This is a genomic window from Enterocloster lavalensis (assembly GCF_046603895.1).
Taxonomy (GTDB): domain Bacteria; phylum Bacillota; class Clostridia; order Lachnospirales; family Lachnospiraceae; genus Enterocloster; species Enterocloster lavalensis.
On record NZ_CP176637.1, the window covers coordinates 6,111,174 to 6,132,911 of the forward strand.

At 56.5% G+C, this 21,738-nt stretch carries 19 protein-coding genes and 3 tRNA genes; 21 read left to right on the forward strand and 1 reads right to left on the reverse strand.

What is annotated here, in order from left to right; translation table 11 throughout:
- Positions 1 to 265 precede the first annotated feature (265 nt).
- From ACK2JC_RS27420 to pgeF, 5 genes are all read left to right on the forward strand, one after another.
- A tRNA-Met gene (locus tag ACK2JC_RS27420) sits at positions 266 to 343 on the forward strand.
- 59 nt (positions 344 to 402) lie between these two features.
- Positions 403 to 475, forward strand: a tRNA-Leu gene (locus ACK2JC_RS27425).
- Between the two features lie 98 nt (positions 476 to 573).
- Positions 574 to 645, forward strand: a tRNA-Lys gene (locus tag ACK2JC_RS27430).
- Positions 646 to 784: 139 nt separating this feature from the next.
- Positions 785 to 1,126, forward strand: a complete 342-nt coding sequence (locus tag ACK2JC_RS27435) for a YraN family protein (protein ID WP_107434758.1) — start codon at positions 785 to 787, stop codon at positions 1,124 to 1,126.
- A 30-nt stretch (positions 1,127 to 1,156) separates the two neighbouring features.
- The gene (gene pgeF, locus ACK2JC_RS27440) at positions 1,157 to 2,035 is read left to right on the forward strand and encodes a peptidoglycan editing factor PgeF (RefSeq protein ID WP_320937446.1); all 879 of its coding nucleotides are present in this window, start codon (positions 1,157 to 1,159) and stop codon (positions 2,033 to 2,035) included.
- 96 nt (positions 2,036 to 2,131) lie between these two features.
- On the opposite strand, the gene ACK2JC_RS27445 is transcribed toward pgeF, so the two are convergent.
- Entirely contained in the window at positions 2,132 to 3,340 is a 1,209-nt protein-coding gene (locus ACK2JC_RS27445) for a ribose-phosphate pyrophosphokinase (protein WP_320937445.1), read from the reverse strand.
- Between the two features lie 425 nt (positions 3,341 to 3,765).
- On the opposite strand from ACK2JC_RS27445, the gene ACK2JC_RS27450 reads away from it, so the two are divergent.
- The 16 genes from ACK2JC_RS27450 to alaS all read left to right on the forward strand — a co-directional run bounded on the left by ACK2JC_RS27450 (position 3,766) and on the right by alaS (position 21,713).
- A complete protein-coding gene (locus tag ACK2JC_RS27450; RefSeq protein ID WP_092360801.1) occupies positions 3,766 to 3,960 on the forward strand; it encodes a DUF6472 family protein in 195 nt (64 codons plus the stop codon).
- Positions 3,961 to 3,988: 28 nt separating this feature from the next.
- A complete protein-coding gene (gene der, locus ACK2JC_RS27455; protein ID WP_092360800.1) occupies positions 3,989 to 5,317 on the forward strand; it encodes a ribosome biogenesis GTPase Der in 1,329 nt (442 codons plus the stop codon).
- An 18-nt stretch (positions 5,318 to 5,335) separates the two neighbouring features.
- On the forward strand, positions 5,336 to 5,965 hold the full coding sequence (gene plsY, locus ACK2JC_RS27460) for a glycerol-3-phosphate 1-O-acyltransferase PlsY (RefSeq protein WP_092360799.1): 630 nt from the start codon (positions 5,336 to 5,338) through the stop codon (positions 5,963 to 5,965).
- A gap of 123 nt (positions 5,966 to 6,088) precedes the next feature.
- Positions 6,089 to 7,102, forward strand: a complete 1,014-nt coding sequence (locus tag ACK2JC_RS27465; protein WP_390512752.1) for an NAD(P)H-dependent glycerol-3-phosphate dehydrogenase — start codon at positions 6,089 to 6,091, stop codon at positions 7,100 to 7,102.
- Between the two features lie 223 nt (positions 7,103 to 7,325).
- Positions 7,326 to 8,579, forward strand: coding sequence for an ABC transporter substrate-binding protein (locus ACK2JC_RS27470; protein ID WP_320937443.1), 1,254 nt, complete (start codon positions 7,326 to 7,328; stop codon positions 8,577 to 8,579).
- Between the two features lie 118 nt (positions 8,580 to 8,697).
- The gene (locus ACK2JC_RS27475) at positions 8,698 to 9,579 is read left to right on the forward strand and encodes a branched-chain amino acid ABC transporter permease (RefSeq protein ID WP_107434753.1); all 882 of its coding nucleotides are present in this window, start codon (positions 8,698 to 8,700) and stop codon (positions 9,577 to 9,579) included.
- 9 nt (positions 9,580 to 9,588) lie between these two features.
- Positions 9,589 to 10,650, forward strand: a complete 1,062-nt coding sequence (locus ACK2JC_RS27480) for a branched-chain amino acid ABC transporter permease (RefSeq protein ID WP_092360980.1) — start codon at positions 9,589 to 9,591, stop codon at positions 10,648 to 10,650.
- A gap of 2 nt (positions 10,651 to 10,652) precedes the next feature.
- Positions 10,653 to 11,411, forward strand: coding sequence for an ABC transporter ATP-binding protein (locus ACK2JC_RS27485; RefSeq protein ID WP_107434752.1), 759 nt, complete (start codon positions 10,653 to 10,655; stop codon positions 11,409 to 11,411).
- Between the two features lie 16 nt (positions 11,412 to 11,427).
- Entirely contained in the window at positions 11,428 to 12,138 is a 711-nt protein-coding gene (locus ACK2JC_RS27490; protein WP_092360794.1) for an ABC transporter ATP-binding protein, read from the forward strand.
- A gap of 230 nt (positions 12,139 to 12,368) precedes the next feature.
- Positions 12,369 to 12,785, forward strand: coding sequence for a GTP pyrophosphokinase (locus ACK2JC_RS27495; protein WP_320937442.1), 417 nt, complete (start codon positions 12,369 to 12,371; stop codon positions 12,783 to 12,785).
- 72 nt (positions 12,786 to 12,857) lie between these two features.
- Complete coding sequence (spoIVA, locus tag ACK2JC_RS27500; protein ID WP_107434751.1) at positions 12,858 to 14,333, forward strand: stage IV sporulation protein A; 1,476 nt, start codon at positions 12,858 to 12,860, stop codon at positions 14,331 to 14,333.
- Between the two features lie 161 nt (positions 14,334 to 14,494).
- Positions 14,495 to 16,102: an MBL fold metallo-hydrolase RNA specificity domain-containing protein gene (locus ACK2JC_RS27505; protein ID WP_092360791.1), complete on the forward strand. Its 1,608-nt coding sequence runs from the start codon at positions 14,495 to 14,497 to the stop codon at positions 16,100 to 16,102.
- Between the two features lie 48 nt (positions 16,103 to 16,150).
- On the forward strand, positions 16,151 to 16,633 hold the full coding sequence (gene rnhA, locus ACK2JC_RS27510; protein ID WP_092360790.1) for a ribonuclease HI: 483 nt from the start codon (positions 16,151 to 16,153) through the stop codon (positions 16,631 to 16,633).
- Between the two features lie 25 nt (positions 16,634 to 16,658).
- Positions 16,659 to 17,120 (forward strand): hypothetical protein, encoded by a 462-nt coding sequence (locus ACK2JC_RS27515; protein ID WP_368271411.1) that lies wholly within the window; start codon positions 16,659 to 16,661, stop codon positions 17,118 to 17,120.
- Between the two features lie 677 nt (positions 17,121 to 17,797).
- Positions 17,798 to 18,784, forward strand: coding sequence for a lysozyme inhibitor LprI family protein (locus tag ACK2JC_RS27520; protein WP_320936199.1), 987 nt, complete (start codon positions 17,798 to 17,800; stop codon positions 18,782 to 18,784).
- 280 nt (positions 18,785 to 19,064) lie between these two features.
- A complete protein-coding gene (alaS, locus tag ACK2JC_RS27525) occupies positions 19,065 to 21,713 on the forward strand; it encodes an alanine--tRNA ligase (protein WP_206196976.1) in 2,649 nt (882 codons plus the stop codon).
- The last annotated feature ends 25 nt before the right edge of the window (positions 21,714 to 21,738 follow it).

Here is a 21,738-nt window from a genome sequence, read left to right on the forward strand (position 1 = left end):
CCTGGGAGTTCGCGAACCGGCAGAACCTGATTCTGCGGAGCGCAAAGCATGGTGGGCGATAATGCTCACACCATTTACGATATTTGGGAAACAGGCACTTCCTTGATACCGTTGACCGGGAAGAATTACCGGGCCGGACGATGCAGCCGCATAATCCGGATACTGTATGCAATGGGCGGGCAATCGATCTGCCGCCCCTATTGCGCCCGATCTGCCGGGGATACCCGGCGGATCAAATGATCGAGGAAAAATCATTTATAACTTGTGCAGGAGAGTGGAACGGAATGACCATACCAGGTTCATACCCTGTCTGTGATAGCGGGTTCGACTCCCGCTCCTGCAATGTATTAGTCTCCCTTCAGGGCGCGCGCGGGATGGACCTTCGTCTGTCCCACGCATTTGATCCGGATGACGGAATGGAATACGTCCCGCACTCAGGCTGCGGGTTTTGTGGGTTCAAATCCCACTCCGGATATTTCCTGTTGCAGCTCGAAAGACAGAGCTCCCGCCGGATCGGCGGGTGGAAGTTCGATCCTTCCCTTCAGGGTTCGCCGTTGCAGCGCAGCGGAGAACGCAGGCGTAGCCAAGCGGAATGGCAACCGGCTTTTAACCGGTATATCACAGGTTCGAATCCTGTCGCCTGCATTTGACAAAAAACGCAAAGAACCATCCGGGTATGGCCAAATGGATCAGGTCCCGTCTGTTTATCAAAAAGTAGTTGCCCTGCCGCAAAAGATACAGTAAACTATTAAGACAAAGAATGCGCAGGAAAACGGAGGCAGTGATGAACAATCGCCGGACGGGAAGCGAATATGAGGCCAGGGCGGCGGAATATCTGACCGCCAAAGGCTACCGGATACTGGAGAAAAATTTCCGCTGCCGCCAGGGGGAGATCGACCTGATCGCCCGGGACGGCAGCTACCTGGTTTTTGTTGAGGTGAAATACAGAAGCAGCCTGGCAAAGGGAGCGCCGGCGGAGGCCGTGGGGCCGCTCAAGCAGAGGCGCATCCGCCAGACCGCCGTATTTTATCTGTACAGCAGAGGTCTGGGTCTTGACTCGCCCTGCCGTTTTGACGTGGTTTCCATCACGGGAAATGAGATCCTTTTGATTCAAAATGCATTCTGAGCGATCGACGAACATAAAGGAGACCGGACAATGAAAATACAGTGGAATTATAAAAACGACCTGGAGATATTTGAAACCAGAGGTGAGGAGAGCACCCCCTATCTTTCCTTCCGAGCCCTGGACGACCTAGGAATGGTAAAAAATGGGTTTTCCACCCGCATGGGCGGAGCCAGCCAGGGGAAATTCGCCACCATGAACTTTTCCTACAGCCGGGGGGATGATCCCGATCACGTGCTGGAGAATTTCACGCGCATGGCGGCCGCACTGGGGGTGGAGCGGGACCGGATGGTGGCGTCCTACCAGACCCACACCACCAATGTGCGCCGCGTGACGAAAGAGGACCTGGGTAAAGGCGTGGTGAGGACCCGGGACTACCGGGATGTGGACGGACTGATCACGAACCTGCCAGGTGTCACCCTGGTGACCTTCTATGCGGACTGCGTGCCCCTCTACCTGGTGGACCCGGTGAAAAAGGCCATCGGTTTAAGCCATTCCGGCTGGCGTGGCACCGTAGCGCGGATGGGCCGGGAGACGGTGGAGGCCATGAAGCGCGAATTCGGCACCGATCCCCAGGATCTGGTGGCCTGCATCGGCCCCAGCATCTGCGAGGACTGTTTTGAAGTGGGCGGGGAAGTGGTGGAGGCCTTCTGTCAGGCCTTCGCGCCGGAGCATCACCAGACGCTTTTCCGGCCGGGTGTGGGGCCAGGCAAATACCAGCTGGATTTGTGGGCTGCCAACCGGATTATTCTTGAGGAGGCGGGTGTGCCCGCAAAACAGATTCACACCACAAACATTTGCACCAAGTGCAACAGCGACTATCTGTTTTCCCACCGCACGGTGGGGGAGGAGCGGGGGAACCTGGCGGCCTTTTTGTGCCTGAAGGGAGACGCGCTTTCAGACGGGAAATAAACGGGCCGGCGGGGGAAATGTCCCCGGCCGGTAAAAAACGGGAGATACCGGATTTTTGTGGTCCGGTATCTCCCGTTTTATGAAATTATCTGATTTTTATACCAATTTCTGGAAATACTCATAACCGCCGGCCTGATATTTTGCCACCAGGCGCTGAATCTTCTCCGTGGGGGAGAGGGTGGCGCTGATGGAGCGGTCATGGTTCAGAGAGTTAATGATGGCGGCGATGTACTTGCTCATATCGGCCTCCAGATACCACTCGCGGTTCAGCAGCTCCGCGGGGCGGTAGTTTAAGTTGGTGGTGATCACGTAGTCTAAGTAGCCCTTGGCGTGGAATTCGTCGAACTTGTCCAGGCCGTTGGTGAACAGGCCGAAGGTACAGCAGACGATCACCTTCTTGGCTTTGCGCTCCTTCAGCTCCTTGGCGGTGTCCAGCATACTCTCGCCAGAGGAGATCATGTCGTCGATGATCAGCACGGTCTTGCCCTCCACGGAAGACCCCAAAAACTCGTGGGCCACGATGGGGTTGCGCCCGCCGATCACCTGGGAGTAGTCCCGGCGCTTGTAGAACATACCCATGTCCACGCCCAGGTTGTTGGCCAGGTACACGGCGCGGTTCATGGCGCCCTCGTCCGGGCTGATGATCATCAGGTGCTCCTGGTCGATCTCGATGTGGGGATCGTGGGCGAACAGGGACTTCACGAACTGGTAGGTGGGCATGAAATTGTCAAATCCGATCAGGGGAATGGCGTTCTGTACACGGGGATCGTGGGCATCAAAGGTGATGATGTTGTCCACGCCCATGTTGGCTAACTCCTCCAGGGCCATGGCGCAGTCCAGGGACTCGCGCTTGCTGCGCTTGTGCTGGCGGCTCTCATAAAGGAAGGGCATCACCACGTTCACCCGGTGGGCGGTGGAGACGCAGGCTCCCACAATCCGTTTCAGGTCCTGGAAATGGTCGTCCGGGGACATGTGGTTGGTGTATCCGCTGACCGTGTAGGGGATGCTGTAGTTCATCACATCCACCATCACGTAGATGTCCGTGCCGCGGACCGACTCGTTGATCACCGCTTTGGCCTCACCGGTGCCGAATCTGGGGCAGCGGCAGTTTAACAGGTAGGAATCCACATCGTAGCCGCGGTAGTGGAGATCCTCCTTGCGGCGCATTAATTCCTCCATATCATTTCTGCGGAAGCGGACGATGTGGTCGTTGACCATACCGGCCAGCTCCTTGCAGCTTTCCAGGGCGGCGATTTTTAAGGGCGCCACGGGAAGCGAATCATTGAAAACAAAATTGTTTGTCATGAGAGCGTGCTCCTTTATGTGAATTGTAAAAAAGTTTGTGTTCCGACAATAAGCCATAATCACATATGATTTATACCATCGATCAATCGCAAACGTCAAGTGGTTGTAATAATTTTCTCAAAAAATACAAAAGCTTTTCCCATGGAACCCGATATTTTGGCGGAATTCGGCCAGTGGGAGAAAGCGCAACAATTTTGACGGCTTATCTTCTTGACCGAAAAAGGCCGCCGTCTAAACTGTTACGAAAAATCAGGCATTTACAAAAATGTGCGGAATTGGTATGATAGAAGTTACGACAGCACGTTCCAATATCGGAAGAGGAACGCTGCAACCGGCCGGGCGTTTGTGGAAAAGGCTTTACAAGTAAGGCGCAATATAGTAAAATCAAGCGGATAATGCCTGGCAGACGGAGGAAGATGCCGGATATGAAAAAACAGAGTGCGAAGAAAAACAGTTGTGAATACTGCGGCAATTACGCGTACGACGAAGAAAATGACTATTATGTCTGTGAAGTGAACTTAGACGAGGACGAGATGGTGCGGTTTTTGAGCGGAAGGGATTTCGCCTGCCCGTACTACCAGCCGGGCGATGAGTACCGGATCGTGCGTAAGCAGATGTGATGGACCGAGAAATTGGAGGAAGATTAGAATGAGCAAACCAGTGGTAGCAATCGTGGGACGCCCCAATGTGGGCAAATCCACGTTGTTTAATGTTTTGGCCGGGGAGACGATCTCCATCGTGAAGGACACGCCCGGCGTGACCAGGGACAGGATTTACGCGGACTGTACCTGGCTGAATATGAATTTCACGCTGATCGACACCGGCGGCATCGAGCCGGACACCAGCGATGTGATTTTGTCGCAGATGCGGGAGCAGGCGGAGATCGCCATCGCCACCGCGGATGTGATTGTCTTTATCGTGGACGTGCGCCAGGGGCTGGTGGACGCGGACACCAAGGTGGCGGACATGCTGCGCAAGTCCCGCAAGCCGGTGGTTCTGGCCGTCAACAAGGTGGACAGCTACGAGAAGTTCGGCAACGACGTCTACGAGTTCTACAATTTGGGCATCGGCGATCCGGTGCCGGTGTCCGCGGCCTCCCGCCTGGGAATCGGCGACCTGCTGGACGAGGTGGTCAAGTATTTTGACTGCGCCAAGCTGGAGGAAGAGGAGGATGAGCGCCCCCGCATCGCCGTGGTGGGCAAGCCCAATGTGGGCAAATCTTCTATTATAAATAAGCTGCTGGGAGAGAACCGCGTGATCGTCTCCGACATCGCGGGAACCACCCGGGACGCGGTGGACACTGAGATCATCCACGACGGCACGCCCTACGTGTTTATCGACACCGCGGGCCTCAGGCGCAAGAGCAAGATCCACGAGGAGCTGGAGCGCTACAGCATCATCCGCACCGTGACCGCGGTGGAGCGGGCGGACATCGTGGTGGTGGTCATCGATGCCAAGGAGGGTGTCACCGAGCAGGACGCCAAGATCGCCGGAATCGCCCATGAGCGCGGCAAGGGAATCATTGTTGCCGTGAACAAGTGGGACGCCATTGAGAAAAACGACAAGACCATTTACGAGTACACCAACAAGCTGAAGGAAATCCTGTCTTTCATTCCCTACGCGGAGTACCTCTTTGTCTCCGCCGCCACGGGACAGCGGCTGCCAAAGCTGTTTGAAGTGATCGACGCGGTCAGACAGAACCAGAACCTGCGGGTTTCCACCGGTGTTCTCAACGAGATTATGGCGGAGGCCGTCGCCATGCAGCAGCCGCCCTCCGACAAGGGCAAACGCCTGAAGATCTACTACATGACCCAGGTGGCTGTGAAGCCGCCGACCTTTGTGGCTTTTGTCAACGACAAGGAACTGATGCATTTTTCCTATGTACGTTATCTGGAGAATCAGATCCGAAGCGCCTTCGGCTTCCGGGGAACTTCCTTAAAGTTCGTCATCCGTGAGCGCAAGGAAAAGGATCAATAAAATGTGAGGTGTGTATTTATGGAGCGAATCATTTGCCTGGTGGTGGGATATGCCTTTGGATTGATTGAGAGCGGTTATCTTTACGGGAAAATGAACGGGATCGACATCCGCCAGCACGGCAGCGGCAACTCCGGCACCACCAACGCGCTGCGGGTGCTGGGCAAAAAGGCCGGCCTGGTGGTGTTTATCGGCGACGTGTTAAAGACCATGATCCCCTGTGTGGCGGTGCGGATCCTGTTCCGGGACGACCCGCCCATGGGGTATCTTCTGACTCTGTACACCGGTCTCGGCGTGATCCTGGGCCACAACTACCCATTTTACCTGAAATTTCAGGGCGGAAAGGGAATTGCGGCCACGGCCGGGATTCTCACCTCCCTGGACTGGCGGCTTATGGTGATCTGCCTGATCAGCTTCGTGCTGGTGGTGGCGGTGAGCCGGTATGTGTCCCTGGGCTCCCTGGTGGTGGCGACGATCTTTCTGGCCTGGAATTGTGTGATGGCTGGGTCCTACGGAATTCCTGAGGCCGGGCTGACGGACTACTACATAGTTGCGGCGGCCATATCGGCTCTGGCGTTCTGGCGGCACAAGGCCAATATTGTCCGCCTGGCCCACGGCACGGAGAACAAACTCTGGGGCAATAAAAAATAATATCACAGCAATGTTTTGACGCCGGGGCGCAGAGGGCCTTCCGAAGGGTGATGGACCGGACGGAAGGCGCGGAAATCACAAGCGCCGCGGCGTATGTTATATCAGGAGAGGAGCGAGCGTATTATGGCAAAAATCAGCGTAATCGGAGCGGGAACCTGGGGAACGGCCCTGGCCATCCTGCTGCACGGCAATGGAAATCAGGTAACCATCTGGTCGGCTCTGCCCGGGGAGGTGGAGGAACTGAACAGCACCCGCGTTCACCGGAACCTTCCCAAGGCCAGGATCCCGTCGGAGATTGAAATCACCGGGGATTTAAAATCCGCCATGGAGGAGCGGGATCTTCTGGTGCTGGCGGTGCCCAGCGTGTTCGTGCGCTCCACTGCCCGCCGCATGCGTGAATTTCTGCGCCCGGGCCAGATTGTGGTCAATGTGGCCAAGGGAATCGAGGAGGACACGTTAAAGACGCTCACGGAGATCATCGAGGAGGAACTGCCCGGAGTCCAGGTGGCGGCCCTGTCCGGCCCCAGCCATGCGGAGGAGGTGAGCCTGGGACTTCCCACCACCTGCGTGGCCGCGGCTCACAAGCGCCATGTGGCGGAGTATGTCCAGAGTCTGTTTATGAGCCGGATCTTCCGCGTCTACACCAGCCCTGATTTAAAGGGGGTGGAGCTGGGAGGTTCCTTAAAGAATGTGATCGCCCTGGCGGCCGGTATGGCCGACGGGCTGGGTTTCGGCGACAATACCAAGGCTGCTCTGATCACCCGCGGCATCGCGGAGATCGGACGCCTGGGGATTGAAATGGGAGGCCGGGCGGAGACGTTCGCGGGGCTCACCGGCATCGGCGATCTGATCGTAACCTGCGCCAGCATGCACAGCCGCAACCGGCGGGCCGGTATTCTGATGGGGCAGGGACATACCATGGAGGAGGCCATGAAGGAGGTCAACATGGTGGTGGAGGGCGTGCACAGCGCCAAGGCGGCCCTGGCCCTCTCCAGGCGGTACGGCGTGTCCATGCCCATCGTGGAGCAGGTCAACGCGGTCCTCTTTGACGGGCAGCCCGCCAGGGAATCCGTGACCGAGCTCATGCTGCGGGATAAACGCATCGAGAACGCGGGAATGGACTGGGAAGAGGACTGAACCTAAATTTTAAAGAATGTGCAGAAAAAAAGACAATAATTTTCCTGTAATGCACGCAAAAAGCCAAAAAATTTCTTTTTTCTCCCCGGGAAGTGGTTGACAATCCTTCCCGGACTTTCTATAATATAGAAAGCTTTATATTTTCCCGCCACACTTTGCGTTTATTTTGTTTTAACGCGGGGAAGCTGGGAAGCAAAAAAGCAAAAAGAGGAGGATCACAGTTATGAAGAAGAGAATTTTAAGTCTTGGCCTGGCAGTTATGATGGCTGCATCCTTAACGGCGTGCGGCGGCGGCTCCAAGACCGAGACCAGTGCAGCGGCTGAAAAGACTGAGGACAGCAAGGCAGCGGATACCAGCGCGGCAGCGGAGGGCGACACCACCGCAGCAGCAGAGGGTGAGACTGCGGCGCCGGCGGAAGGCGAGGCATTTATTATCGGAGGAATCGGTCCGATCACCGGAGCTGCGGCAGCTTACGGCAACGCTGTTAAGAACGGCATCGATCTCGCGGTAAAAGAGATCAACGCGGCCGGCGGCATCAACGGCTACCAGGTTGTGTATCAGTTCCAGGATGATGAGAACGATCCGGAGAAATCCGTGAACGCTTATAATGCTTTAAAAGATGTGCATATGCAGATGTTAGTCGGCACTGTTACCTCCAAGCCCTGTATCGCAGTGGCTGCGGAGACCGTGAACGACAATATGTTCCAGATCACCCCCTCCGGTTCCGCAGTGGAGTGTGTTGCCAACGACAACGCCTTCCGCGTATGCTTCTCCGATCCGGATCAGGGTAAAGCTTCCGCCCAGTATATCGGCGCAAACAAGCTGGCGACCAAGATCGGCGTGATCTACGACAGCTCCACCGAGTATTCCAGCGGTATCTACGAGTCCTTCCTGTCTGAGGCTCCCGCACAGGGCCTTGAGGTTGTAGCTGAGGAAGCCTTTACCGCCGACAGCAACACCGACTTCTCCGTACAGCTGGACAAGTGTAAAGAAGCCGGCGCAGAGCTGGTATTCCTGCCCATCTACTACCAGGAGGCATCCATCATCTTAAAGCAGGCTTCCGACAAGGAATTCGCACCCATCTTCTTCGGCTGCGACGGTATGGACGGAATCTTAAGCGTTGAGAACTTTGACACCAGCCTGGCCGAGGGCCTGATGTTACTGACCCCCTTCTCCGCTGACGAGGCGGGAAGCCAGGATTTCGTAAAAGCCTACGAGGCTGCTTATGGCGAGGTTCCGCTGCAGTTCGGCGCCGGCGCATATGACGCGGTTTACGCCATCAAGGCGGCTGCTGAGAAAGCCGGAATCACCCCGGATATGTCCGTTTCCGATATCTGCGACGCTATGAAGACCGCGATGACCGAGATCACGGTGGACGGCCTGACCGGCGCTCAGATGACCTGGAACGCAGCAGGCGAGCCCGAGAAAGCTCCCAAGGCTGCGAAGATTGTAAACGGCGTTTACGTAATGCAGTAAGTTCATTCACAATAGACCCAAAAGAGGGTTGTCGCAACGGCAACCCTCTTGTTGAATGTAATGGCCTGCCGTTTGAACGGTTACGGTAAAATAGAAAAAGTTGAGAGGTGTTGCACTTATGAGTTTTCTGTCCTATTTAATCAATGGCATTAGCCTGGGCAGTGTATATGCGATTATCGCATTAGGTTATACGATGGTGTACGGTATTGCCAAGATGCTGAACTTCGCCCACGGCGATATTATAATGGTAGGAGCGTTTTCCGCCTTCACCGTGATCAGCACCCTGGGCATGCCTCCGGTGCTGGGAGTGCTGGCGTCGGTCATCGTCTGCACGCTGCTGGGCGTCACCATTGAGCGGATTGCATACAAGCCGCTGCGCGGCGCCTCTCCGCTGGCCGTTTTGATCACCGCCATCGGCGTCAGCTATTTCCTTCAGAATCTGGCGCTGCTGATTTTCGGCTCCAATACCAAGCAGTTCACCTCCGTGGTGAACCTGCCCACCTTAAAGCTGGCCGGTGGCGCGCTGTCAATCTCCGCCGTGACCATTATCACCATCCTCACCTGCGTGGTGGTTATGGTGGCTCTGACCTCCTTCATCAACAAGACGAAGATGGGTCAGGCGATGCTGGCGGTTTCCGAGGACAACGGCGCGGCCACGCTGATGGGAATCAATGTCAACGGCACCATCGCCCTGACCTTTGCCATCGGCTCCGCCCTGGCGGCCGTGGCCGGCGTGCTGTACTGCTCCGCGTACCCCAACCTTTCCCCCTACACCGGCGCTATGCCCGGAATCAAGGCTTTCGTGGCCGCTGTGTTCGGGGGAATCGGCTCGATTCCGGGGGCGTTTATCGGAGGCATTATTCTGGGTGTGATCGAGGCGCTGTCCAAGGCCTACATCTCCTCCCAGCTCTCGGACGCCATTGTATTTGCCGTTCTGATTGTAGTGCTTCTGGTCCGTCCGACCGGAATTCTCGGCAAGAAGATCAACGAGAAAGTGTAGGTGCGCGAGATGGATAGCATGAAGAAGAAAAAACTGATTGACAACTCTCTTACATACGGTCTGGTGATCGCCTGCTGGGCGGTGGTGCAGATCATGATGGCCACAGGCCATATGACCAGCCTGATGAAGGGCCTGCTGGTGCCGCTGTGCATGTATGTGATCCTGGCCGTGTCCTTAAACCTGACGGTGGGTATCCTGGGCGAGCTGAGCCTGGGCCACGCCGGATTCATGTGCGTGGGCGCGTTCAGCGGAGCGTTTTTCACCAAGCTGACCGCGGAAGCGATTCCCAACCTGCAGGTGCGCTTTATCCTGGCGCTGATCATCGGCGCTCTGGTGGCGGCTTTGTTTGGAATTCTGATCGGGATTCCGGTGCTGCGCCTGCGCGGCGACTATCTGGCCATCGTGACCCTGGCTTTCGGCGAGATCATCAAGAACGTGATCAACGTGCTGTATGTGGGAGCGGACGCAAACGGCATCCACATCGCCATGAAAAAGGCTGATTTAAACCTCCAGGAGGGCGGCCAGGTGATTATCGAGGGAGCCAAGGGTATTACGGGCACCCCCAAGGCAGCCACCTTTGCCATTGGCATTATCCTGGTGCTGCTGACCCTGTTCATTGTGCTGAACCTGATGAATTCCCGCTCCGGGCGGGCTATCATGGCCATCCGCGACAACCGCATCGCCGCGGAGTCCGTGGGAATCAACATTACAAAATACAAGCTGATGGCATTCAGCATCTCCGCCTCCCTTGCAGGTGTGGCGGGCGTGCTGTACGCCCACAACCTTTCCAGTCTAGCGGCCACGCCTAAGAGTTTTGGCTACAACATGTCCATCATGATTCTGGTGTACGTGGTGCTGGGCGGTATCGGCAACATCCGCGGCTCCATTATCGCCGCCGTCATCCTGACTCTGCTGCCCGAACTTCTGCGCGGACTGAACAACTACCGCATGCTGATCTACGCGGTGGTGCTGATCGTGATGATGCTCTTTAACTCCGCGCCCAAGGCCATCGCCATGCGGGAGCGGATTATGGAGAAATTTCACAAGAAGAACGCAAAGGAGGCCGCTTAAACATGAATATGCTGGATGTAACCCATTTGAGCATCTCCTTCGGCGGACTGAAGGCGGTGGATGATTTCCATATCAATGTGAAGAAAGGGCAGCTCTACGGCCTGATCGGGCCCAACGGAGCCGGCAAGACCACGATCTTCAACCTTTTAACCGGTGTGTACAAGCCAAACGCCGGAAGCATTGTCCTAAACGGCAACAATATCACGGGCAAGCGGTCCATTGACATTAACAAGGCCGGCGTGGCCAGAACCTTCCAGAACATCCGTCTGTTCAAGGACCTGACCGTGCTGGACAACGTAAAGGTAGGGCTTCACAACAACAATCCCTACTCCACCATCGAGGGGATACTGCGCCTGCCCCGTTACCACAAGGTGGAGCGGAAGATGGACGAGAGGGCGATCGAGCTCTTAAAGGTGTTCGATCTGGACAAATACTGCCATTACAATGCCTCAAACCTTCCCTACGGCCAGCAGCGCAAGCTGGAGATCGCCAGAGCGCTGGCCACCGGTCCCAAGCTGCTGCTCCTGGACGAGCCTGCCGCTGGCATGAACCCCAACGAGACGGCGGAGCTGATGGACACCATCCGCTTTGTGCGGGACAATTTTGACATGACCATCCTTCTGATCGAGCACGACATGAAGCTGGTGAGCGGCATCTGCGAGGAGCTGACCGTGCTGAATTTCGGCCAGGTACTCTGCCAGGGCGAAACCGCCGCCGTTCTCAACGACCCGGAAGTGATTAAGGCATATCTTGGTGAATAAGGAGGAGAGGAACGAGATGGCTATGTTGGAAGTCAAAGGTCTGGAAGTCTACTACGGCGTAATCCAGGCCATAAAAGGGATCTCCTTTGAGGTCAACCAGGGGGAGATCATCGCGCTGATCGGCGCCAACGGAGCGGGGAAAACCACCACCCTGCACACCATAACCGGTCTGATCGCGGCGAAAAGCGGTTCCATCGTGTACGAGGGGACGGACGTGACCCGGATACCCGGTTACAAGCTGGTGGGCATGGGCATCGCCCACGTGCCGGAGGGCCGCCGTGTATTTTCCAGCCTCACGGTGCTCCAGAATTTAAAGATGGGCGCATACACCCGCAAGGACAAGAATGAGCTGGACGAGACTTTGAAAATGATCTACCGCCGTTTTCCGCGGCTGGAGGAGCGCAAGAATCAGCCTGCCGGAACCCTGTCCGGAGGCGAGCAGCAGATGCTGGCCATGGGCCGGGCATTGATGAGCCACCCGCGGCTCATCGTCATGGACGAGCCCTCCATGGGACTCTCGCCCATCTACGTGAACGAGATCTTCGACATTATCCAGAAGATCAACGGAGACGGCACCACCGTGCTTTTGGTGGAGCAGAACGCCAAGAAGGCCCTCTCCATCGCCAACCGCGCCTATGTTCTGGAGACGGGAAATATTGTGCTGAGCGGCGACGCGGGAGACCTGTTAAACAACGATCAGGTGAAGAAAGCTTACCTAAGTGAGTGATAGCCGGTGTTGAGGCAGTTCAACCGGATTAACCGCTGGACTGTTAAAAAAATGTTATAAAAAGTCGACCGATTTTTGGAAATTCAATAGATTTTTATGCGCCCCGCTGGTATAATAAAAGTACACCTGCGGGGCGTTTTTCTGCTGAGTGTAATGGTCCGTCGGCGCATCCTGCGGGCGATTGCCCCCCTGGGTGTGAGGTCCCCATGAACCGGGAGGAGGTTGCAAGTATGCTAAAGCGTGCAATGGAAATCACAAAAGAAACCTTGGGCAGCATGACCGGACCGGACGGCAAGCCGTATCTGGATCACGCGCTGCGGGTGATGGAGCAGATGGAGACGGAAGATGAAAAGATGGTGGCGCTTCTGCACGATGTGGTGGAGGACGGCGACATTTCCCTGCGGGAATTAAAGGACGCCGGTTTTCCCTACCGGGTGGTGCAGGCGGTGGGCCAGCTGACGAAGCGGCCGGATATCACGTACTTCGATTACATAGAGGATATCAGCTGCAACCCTTTGGCCGCCAGGGTCAAGGCTGCTGAGATCCGGGACAATCTGGATGCGGTCCGGGTGAACAAGATGAGTTTCTGTACGTTTTCCCTGGAAGAACGGGCCCAAAAGGCGTTGAAGCTGCTGGAACATTGTTAGCCCCGCATTCTTTACAGCATATGGTCATACCCTCTTGCATATACTATATCAGCATAGCAAGGGGGTATATTTATGGACAATTTTAATGTATACAAAGATATCCAGGCCAGAACAGGAGGGGAGATCTATATCGGCGTTGTGGGACCGGTCCGCACCGGCAAATCCACCTTTATCAAACGCTTTATGGAGCTCCTGGTGCTTCCGGCCATGGAGGACGAGAACATGCGCAATCTGAGCCGCGACGAGCTGCCTCAGAGCGCTGCGGGAAAGACCATTATGACTACAGAGCCCAAGTTCATTCCCAAGGAAGCGGCCAGCATCAGCCTGGCGGACGGCATCGAAGCCAAAGTACGGCTGATCGACTGCGTGGGCTTCATGGTGGACGGCGCTGCGGGACACATTGAGAACGGCGAGGAGCGGCTGGTCAAGACGCCCTGGTTCGAGAACGAGATTCCCTTTACCCAGGCGGCGGAGATCGGCACCCGCAAGGTGATCAACGACCACTCCACCATCGGAATCGTGGTGACCACCGACGGCTCCATCGGCGAGCTGAAGCGGCCCGGGTACATAGCGGCGGAAAACCAGACCATCGATGAGTTGAAAAAGCTGGGGAAACCCTTCATCGTGCTGTTAAACTCCGTCAAACCCTACTCCGATGAGACGGCGAAGCTGGCCAGGGAAATGTCTGAAACCTACCAGGTGTCCGTGCTGCCGGTGAACTGTGAGCAGCTGAAGAAGGACGATGTTTTCCATATTCTGGAACGCGTTCTGAAGGAGTTCCCGGTGACGGAGATTGATTTCCATATTCCCAAATGGCTGGAAATCCTTCCCTCCACCCACTGGTTGAAGGCCCAGGTGATCCAGGCCGCCAAGGGCGTGGTCCAGAAGGTGGCCCACATGAAGGACGTGGCCGGTGAGCTGGCCGGGCAGGGCGCGGAGGCGATCCGGGGAATGTCCATCAAGAACATGCGCATGGCGGACGGCAGCGTTGCCGTTCAGGTGGATATGGACGACAGCTACTATTACCAGATTCTCAGCGACTATGTGGGCCTGCCCATCGAGGGCGAGTACCAGCTTATGCAGACCTTAAGCAGCCTGGCCGCCATGCAGAAGGAGTACGAGAAGGTCCAGAGCGCCCTGGCCCAGGTGCGTTTAAAGGGCTACGGTGTTGTGACGCCGGAGCGCTCAGAGATCGTGCTGGATGAACCCCAGGTGATCAAGCACGGCAACAAGTACGGGGTGAAGATGAAGGCCGAGGCGCCGTCCATCAACCTGATCAAGGCTCATATCGAGACGGAGATCGCGCCCATTGTGGGCAGCGAGCAGCAGGCCGAGGACCTGATCGCCTACATAAAGGAAAATGCCAAGGACAGCGACGACGGCATCTGGAACGCCAACATTTTCGGCAAATCCGTGGAACAGATCGTGGAGGACGGAATTCAGGCCAAGATCTCCCAGATGACCGAGGACTGCCAGCTGAAACTGCAGGATACGCTGCAGAAAATCATCAACGACAGCAACGGCGGCATGATCTGCATCATCATTTAATTGGTCCGCTAAATGACACTTCACGGTGAATTGTTCAAAATTATTTTTCACAAAAGAATGTTTGCATTATTCTCAGTGATTATGCTATACTAGAACCAGAATTGACAGAAAATTCAAATGTTACCGTTGTTGATCCTGGAAAAATGTAAATAGAGGGGAGAATGCAGATGAAGTTGACATTTATTGGGGCGGACCATGAGGTTACCGGCAGCTGTCATTATCTGGAGGTTGGGAATACAAAGCTTCTGGTGGACTGCGGCATGGAGCAGGGGAACAATGTGTATGAAAACGCACCCCTGCCCGTGCCTTACAACCAGATCGATTACGTGCTGCTGACCCATGCCCATATCGATCACGCGGGACTGCTTCCCTGGCTGTACGCCAAAGGCTTCAAGGGGCGTATCATCACCACCTACGCAACGGCGGACTTGTGCAACATTATGCTGGTCGACAGCGCCCACATTCAGGAGATGGAGTCGGAGTGGAAGAACCGGAAGGCGCGCCGGGCGGGCCGTTCGGAGGTGGAGCCGTTATACACCATCGACGATGCGCTGGGCGTGCTGAAGCTGTTTGAAGGGGTGGCTTACAGCCAGATGTTCAAGCTGAACAGCGATATCACCCTGCGTTTCACGGACGTGGGCCATCTTCTGGGCTCGGCGTCCATCGAGGTCTGGGCCACCGAAGACGGCGTGACGAAGAAAATCGTCTTTTCCGGCGATATCGGCAACCAGAACAAGCCCCTGATCCGCAATCCCCAGTACATTGACGAGGCGGATTACGTGATCATGGAGAGCACCTACGGAAACCGCCATCACAAGAAACACGTGGATCACGTGCCGGAGCTGGCGCAGATCATCCAGGAGACCTTAGACCGGGGCGGCAACGTGGTGATCCCCGCCTTCGCGGTGGGCAGAACCCAGGAACTTCTGTATTTTATCCGCCGCATCAAGGAAGAGAACATGATCCAGGGCCACGACGGCTTTGAGGTGTATGTGGACAGCCCGCTGGCGGTGGAGGCCACCCACGTGTTCAAGCTGAACATGGCGGAGTGCTACGACGACGAGACCAAGGCTCTGGTGGAGCGCGGGGTCAACCCCATCGACTTCCCGGGCTTAAAGCTTTCCATCACCAGCGACGAGTCCAAAAACATCAACTTCGACACCACGCCCAAGGTGATTATCTCCGCGGCCGGAATGTGCGACGCAGGCCGGATCCGCCACCATTTAAAGCACAACCTGTGGCGGCCTGAATCCACCATCGTGTTCGCAGGCTACCAGGCCGAGGGCACTCTGGGCCGCCTGCTGGAGGACGGAGCCCCGGCGGTAAAGATCTTCGGCGAGGAGATCGACGTGCGCGCCCACATCGCCCACATGGAGGGCATCAGCGGCCACGCGGACAAGGACGGGCTTTTGACCTGGCTGCTTTCCTTTAAGGAGCGGCCGCGGTATGTGTTCACGGTCCACGGGGATGAGGAGAACTGCACGGAGTTCACCCGGGTACTGGCGGAGGAGATGGGATACCAGGCCAAGGCCCCCTATTCCGGCTCTGAGTTTGATCTGATCCGCGGCTGCTGGATCAAGGAGACGACGCCGGTGCTCATCGAGAAGGAGACGGCAAAGCGCCGCAAGGCTACGGGCATCTACACCAGGCTGGTGAATGCGGGCCAGCAGCTGATGGACGTGATCCGGAACAACGAGGGCGGCGCCAACAAGGACCTGCAGAAGTTTACCGATCAGATCCTGGCGCTCTGCGAAAAGTGGGAGCGCTGAGCGGAGATGACAGAATTTTAAGCATAGAACAGACAGGAGAGAAAACACATGACGAACGTACAGATCTACACCGACGGATCAGCCAGAGGCAACCCGGACGGCCCCGGAGGCTACGGGGTGGTCCTGCACTTTACCGACAGCCAGGGGCAGCTCCACGAAAAGACCATGTCAGGGGGCTATGTGCGGACCACCAACAACCGGATGGAGCTGATGGCCGCCATTGTAGGGCTGGAAGCGTTAAACCGCCCCTGCGCGGTAGAGCTGTACTCCGATTCCAAGTACCTGACGGACGCCTTCAACCAGCACTGGATCGACAGCTGGATCGCGAAGAACTGGAACCGGGGAAAGAGCGGGCCGGTGAAGAATATTGATCTTTGGAAACGGCTTCTGAAAGCAAAGGAGAAGCATCAGGTGCGGTTTATCTGGGTAAAAGGACATGCCGGGCATCCCCAGAACGAGCGGTGCGACCAGCTGGCCACCAGCGCGGCGGATGGGGGAGAGTTGATGGTGGATGAGGGAGTGGAGGCGTAAAGAGTACGCGTCGGATGGGGGAAAAATGAAAAATGAGTTTAGGGGGCAAATCTTTACAGAAAAAAGCCGGGGATTGGTTTTGCGATTGTCTTATCTAAAAGCAGTATACCAGACGAAAGGAAAAAGAATGCGGCGATTCAGGAAAATCATAGTTGACGGTGTTGAGTATAAATGGCTTTTTCGATATGATGATTACGATTACTGCAATGCCCCCTATCTGTTAATCATAATGAAATCCACACCAAAAGCAGCACTGCGCATAAACTTTCCGATAGCGGAACATTTTTTATTAAACAGCGGCTTACCGGCAGCGTTTCAAGGCAAAAAGGTTGAAATCAATCTCAACTGGCCCTCCTATGTATCCCAAATCATTCACCACTGCCGTGAAACAGAAAACGAAATTCCGCAGGACGGCTATAAACGTTTAGACGGAATCGAAATCCTAAAACAAATCGGCTATGAAATCCCTCCCATCTTTTTAACTTAATAGAACCGTTCACAAGTAAAAAACGAAAATTGATTGTCCAAACAACGGGAAAACAAATAAGCTACTGGATGGACTATGACAATTTCTTATCATTATCGCAAAAAGCGCTGGATTTAGGATGTACGATTGTAAAAGAATACCTGGATCAGGGAAGAGTCTATAATTCCCTAGCCCTCTCCACCAAAATCCCCCCCTGTCTCACCCTCGTCAATCAATCCGGCTACAAACTATCCTAACCCCCCTTTTCCCTCCAACGCGGGCAACATTTCCCTAAAAACGCGGCACCAACCGATACCCAGCGGGTGAGGGGGCGGGAGGGGGAGGTGGGTATGCGTATGCAGGGAGTTAGGGAGTCTTGCGGGTTGGGGAGCGGCGTTAAGAGGGAAATTGCGTGTGTCTGAGCGAAGCGAGTTGAGCAATTTCCCTCTTGCATTTAGCCGTTCCCCAACCCGCTAGACTCCCTTACGACTGAATCCAGCATACCTGCCTCCCCCTCCCGCCCCCTCACGAACGGATGCCTCCCCCTCCTCCTCAAAACAAGGAAATTCCCTTCCCGCCTCCCCCTCCTTTTCTTACATATCTCTTACAATCTATTACTCCTTTTTCAACGCTATTCCCTTTCCCATTTTTTTATGCTAATGTAGAGTTATTGAAGTGCGAGAATAGGAATGAGGCATATGAAAAATAAACGAATATGGCTGGTGATCGTATGCATTCTGGTCGTGGGAGTGCTGGTTACCAGGTATACGAGCTCGGTGGTGAACCGTGAAGAGCCGTCGCAGGAGATGGCGGCTGGCGGCGCTGAGATGAGGATGACAGAGGTTGAGGCTGAGGCAGCGCCGGCGGCGGGAGCAGGGGCTGCGCCGGAGAGCACTGCCGGATCGCCCTCTCCGGCGGTTCAGGAGAAACACTCAGTGCCGGACGCGCCGGCGACTCAGGTCGAGGAGAGCGGGCAGACCGGCGCTTTGGCGGATGAGGCGTCTGCGGAGGCGGCGCCCGCCATGGTTGCTGAGACGCAGGCAGCCGGGACCGCAGTGGGGCCGGGAGCAAGGGCAGCGGCAGATCCGGCTGCAGCGGCAGCAACGGGATCCGCCGGAGCCGGAGCGGCAGCAGCAACCGGAGCAGCCCCAGGCCCCGGAGCAGCGGCGGGAGCCTCCTCCGGAACGGGAGCTTCCACGGGCACCGGAAACGGCCCGGGAGCCGGACCGGGGGCCGCGGCTTCGACCACAACCTCCATGCCGGCCTCTCCCCTGGAAGGCGTCGGCGGCCGTGCTGAGAATACGACCCTGGTGCCGGACACGGATTACCGGCAGCGCCTTGTGGATCTGGACAATCAGATTCAGAAGCTGCGGGAGGAGGATAAGGACTCCAGCGCCTATTCGCTCAAAGCCTCGGCGGAGTCGGAGTTGAAGCTCTGGGAGGGCGAGATGAACACTGTCTACAACGCGCTTTTGGATAAGCTGAACGAGGAGGACGCCGCTACACTGGCTGCGGAGCAGCAGGAGTGGATGAAGAGCCGGGAAGCACGGGCAGTGGAGAACAACGCCAAAAACAACGCGGGCAGCCTGGAGGGCGTGGGTGTCACCACCTCCCTGACGGCGCTCACCAGAGATCGGGCCTACGAGCTGGTGGACCGCTACGAAGAACTGATGCAGAGCAAATGAACAACGGACCGAGCGTCCGGAAAAAGCCTGGGGAACCGGGCTTTTTTGCTGCCTTCACGGATCAGCAGCCGGAGGGACCGGGCCTGAAATCGTGAAAAACATCGCCAAAAAGGCCTTGAAACCGGGATTCTTTCTGCAATTCCCGCTTGATTAATACATAACGATATGGTAAAATGACGGTTATGAAATACGGCGTATGTCCGGCGGCCGGCGGCAGAAGATTCGCGGCCAGGCTGTGGCTTGCGCCAATTTATGATGTAAAGATATGGAGGAAAATAAAGTGAAAGAACCACAGTACCGCGGCGTGAACGAGCTGCGCCGGATGTTCCTTGAATTCTTTGAGAGCAAGGGCCATCTGGCTATGAAGAGCTTTTCACTGGTTCCGCATAATGATAACAGCCTGCTGCTGATCAACTCCGGCATGGCCCCCTTAAAGCCCTACTTCACGGGCCAGGAGATTCCGCCGAGAAAGCGCGTGACCACCTGCCAGAAGTGTATCCGCACCGGAGACATCGAGAACATCGGCAAGACCGCCCGCCACGGCACCTTCTTTGAGATGCTGGGCAACTTCTCCTTCGGCGACTACTTTAAGGACGACGCCATCCGCTGGACCTGGGAATTTCTGACCGAGGTGGTGGGACTGGATCCGGACCGGCTTTATCCCTCCGTCTATCTGGAGGACGACGAGGCTTTCCGCATCTGGAACGAGAAGATCGGCATCCCGGCTGAGCGCATTTTCAAGTTCGGCAAGGAGGACAACTTCTGGGAGCACGGCTCAGGTCCCTGCGGCCCCTGTTCCGAGGTTTACTATGACAGAGGCGAGAAGTACGGCTGCGGCAAGCCCGGATGTACGGTGGGCTGCGACTGCGACCGCTTCATCGAGGTTTGGAACAACGTGTTTACCCAGTTCGACAACGACGGCAAGGGCCATTACACGGAGCTGGAGCACAAAAATATCGACACCGGCATGGGCCTGGAGCGTCTGGCGGTAGTGGTTCAGGGGGTGGACTCCCTGTTTACCGTGGACACCAACAAGGCGCTGCTGGACCGCGTCTGCGAGCTGGCTCACACGGAATACCAGAAGGATCATGAGACCGACGTTTCCCTGCGCATCGTGGCCGACCACGTGAAGTCCTGCACCTTCATGATCTCCGACGGCATCATGCCCTCCAACGAGGGCCGCGGCTACGTGCTGCGCCGTCTGCTGCGCCGCGCCGCGCGCCACGGCAGAAAGCTGGGCATCGAAGGCCAGTTTATGGCAGGCCTGGCCGCCACTGTGATCGAGCTTTCCAAGGACGGATATCCGGAGCTGGAAGACAACAAGGCGATGATCTTCAAGGTGCTCGAGCAGGAGGAGGACAAGTTCAACAAGACCATTGACCAGGGACTGTCCATCTTAAACGACCGGATCGCGGACATGCAGGCCAAGGGGGAGAATACCCTGGCCGGGGCAGACGCTTTCAAGCTGTACGACACCTACGGTTTCCCGCTGGATCTGACCCGGGAGATTCTGGAGGAGAAGGGCTACGGAGTGGACGAGGACGGATTCGCCGCCGCCATGAAGGAGCAGAAGGACAAGGCCAGAAAGGCCAGAAAGACCACCAACTATATGGGCGCGGACGTGACCGTTTACCAGTCCATCGATCCCGCCATCACCACGGAATTTGTGGGATATAACAATCTGACGGCAGAGTCAAAGATCACGGTTCTCACCACGGAGGACGAGATCGTGGAGGCTCTGACCGACGGCCAGAGAGGCACCGTGATTACGGAGCAGACTCCGTTTTACGGCACCATGGGCGGCCAGCAGGGGGATGTGGGCGTGATCACCGGCCAGAACGGCGAGTTCAAGGTTGAGGACACCATCCATCTCCAGGGCGGCAAGGTAGGCCATGTGGGCGTGATGACCCGCGGCATGCTGCAGAGCGGCAACACCGTGACCCTGTCCGTCTGCGCCAGAAACCGCGCGCTCACCTGTCAGAACCACAGCGCCACCCACCTGCTTCAGAAGGCGCTGCGCCTGGTGCTGGGCGAGCATGTAAAACAGTCCGGTTCCTACGTGGACGCAGGGCGCCTGCGCTTTGACTTCACCCATTTCTCCGCAATGACTCCCGAGGAGCTGGAGAAGGTGGAGGAGCTGGTAAATCAGGAGATCCGGGCCGGACTTCCGGTTGAGACTCAGGTGATGACCCTGGACGAGGCCAAGAAGACAGGTGCAATGGCGCTGTTCGGCGAGAAGTACGGCGACTCCGTGCGCGTTGTAAAGATGGGGGATTTCTCCACAGAGCTCTGCGGCGGAACCCATGTGGCCAACACCGGCAGCATCGCCTCCTTCAAGATCCTTTCCGAGACGGGAATCGCCGCCGGAGTGCGCCGTATTGAGGCGCTGACCTCCGAGGGGCTGATGAAGCACTATGAGGAGGTTGAGAAGGAGCTTCATGAGGCTGCCAAGACCGCCAAGACCACACCTGCCGGCCTTTCCGCCAAGATCGAGGCGCTGCTGGAGGAGATCAAGACTCTGAGCGCTGAGAACGAGAAGCTTAAGAGCAAGCTCGCCAAGGATTCCCTGGGTGATGTGATGAACCAGGTGAAGGAAGTAAACGGCGTCAAGGTCCTGGCCAGCCAGGTTGCGGACGTTGACATGAACGGCCTGCGCGGCCTGGGCGACCAGTTAAAGGACAAGCTGGGAGAGGGCGTGGTTCTCATTGCATCCGTGATGGACGGCAAGGTAAACCTGATGGCCACGGCCACCGACGGTGCCCAGAAGAAGGGCGCTCACGCCGGGAACCTGATCAAGGCCATTGCGGGCCTGGTGGGCGGAGGCGGCGGAGGCCGTCCCGGCATGGCACAGGCGGGCGGAAAGAATCCTGCCGGCGTGGAAGAGGCCCTGAAAAAGGCGGTTGAGGTAGTGGAAGAACAGACAAAATAACGCCTGTTTCCCTTAAAAAACAAAA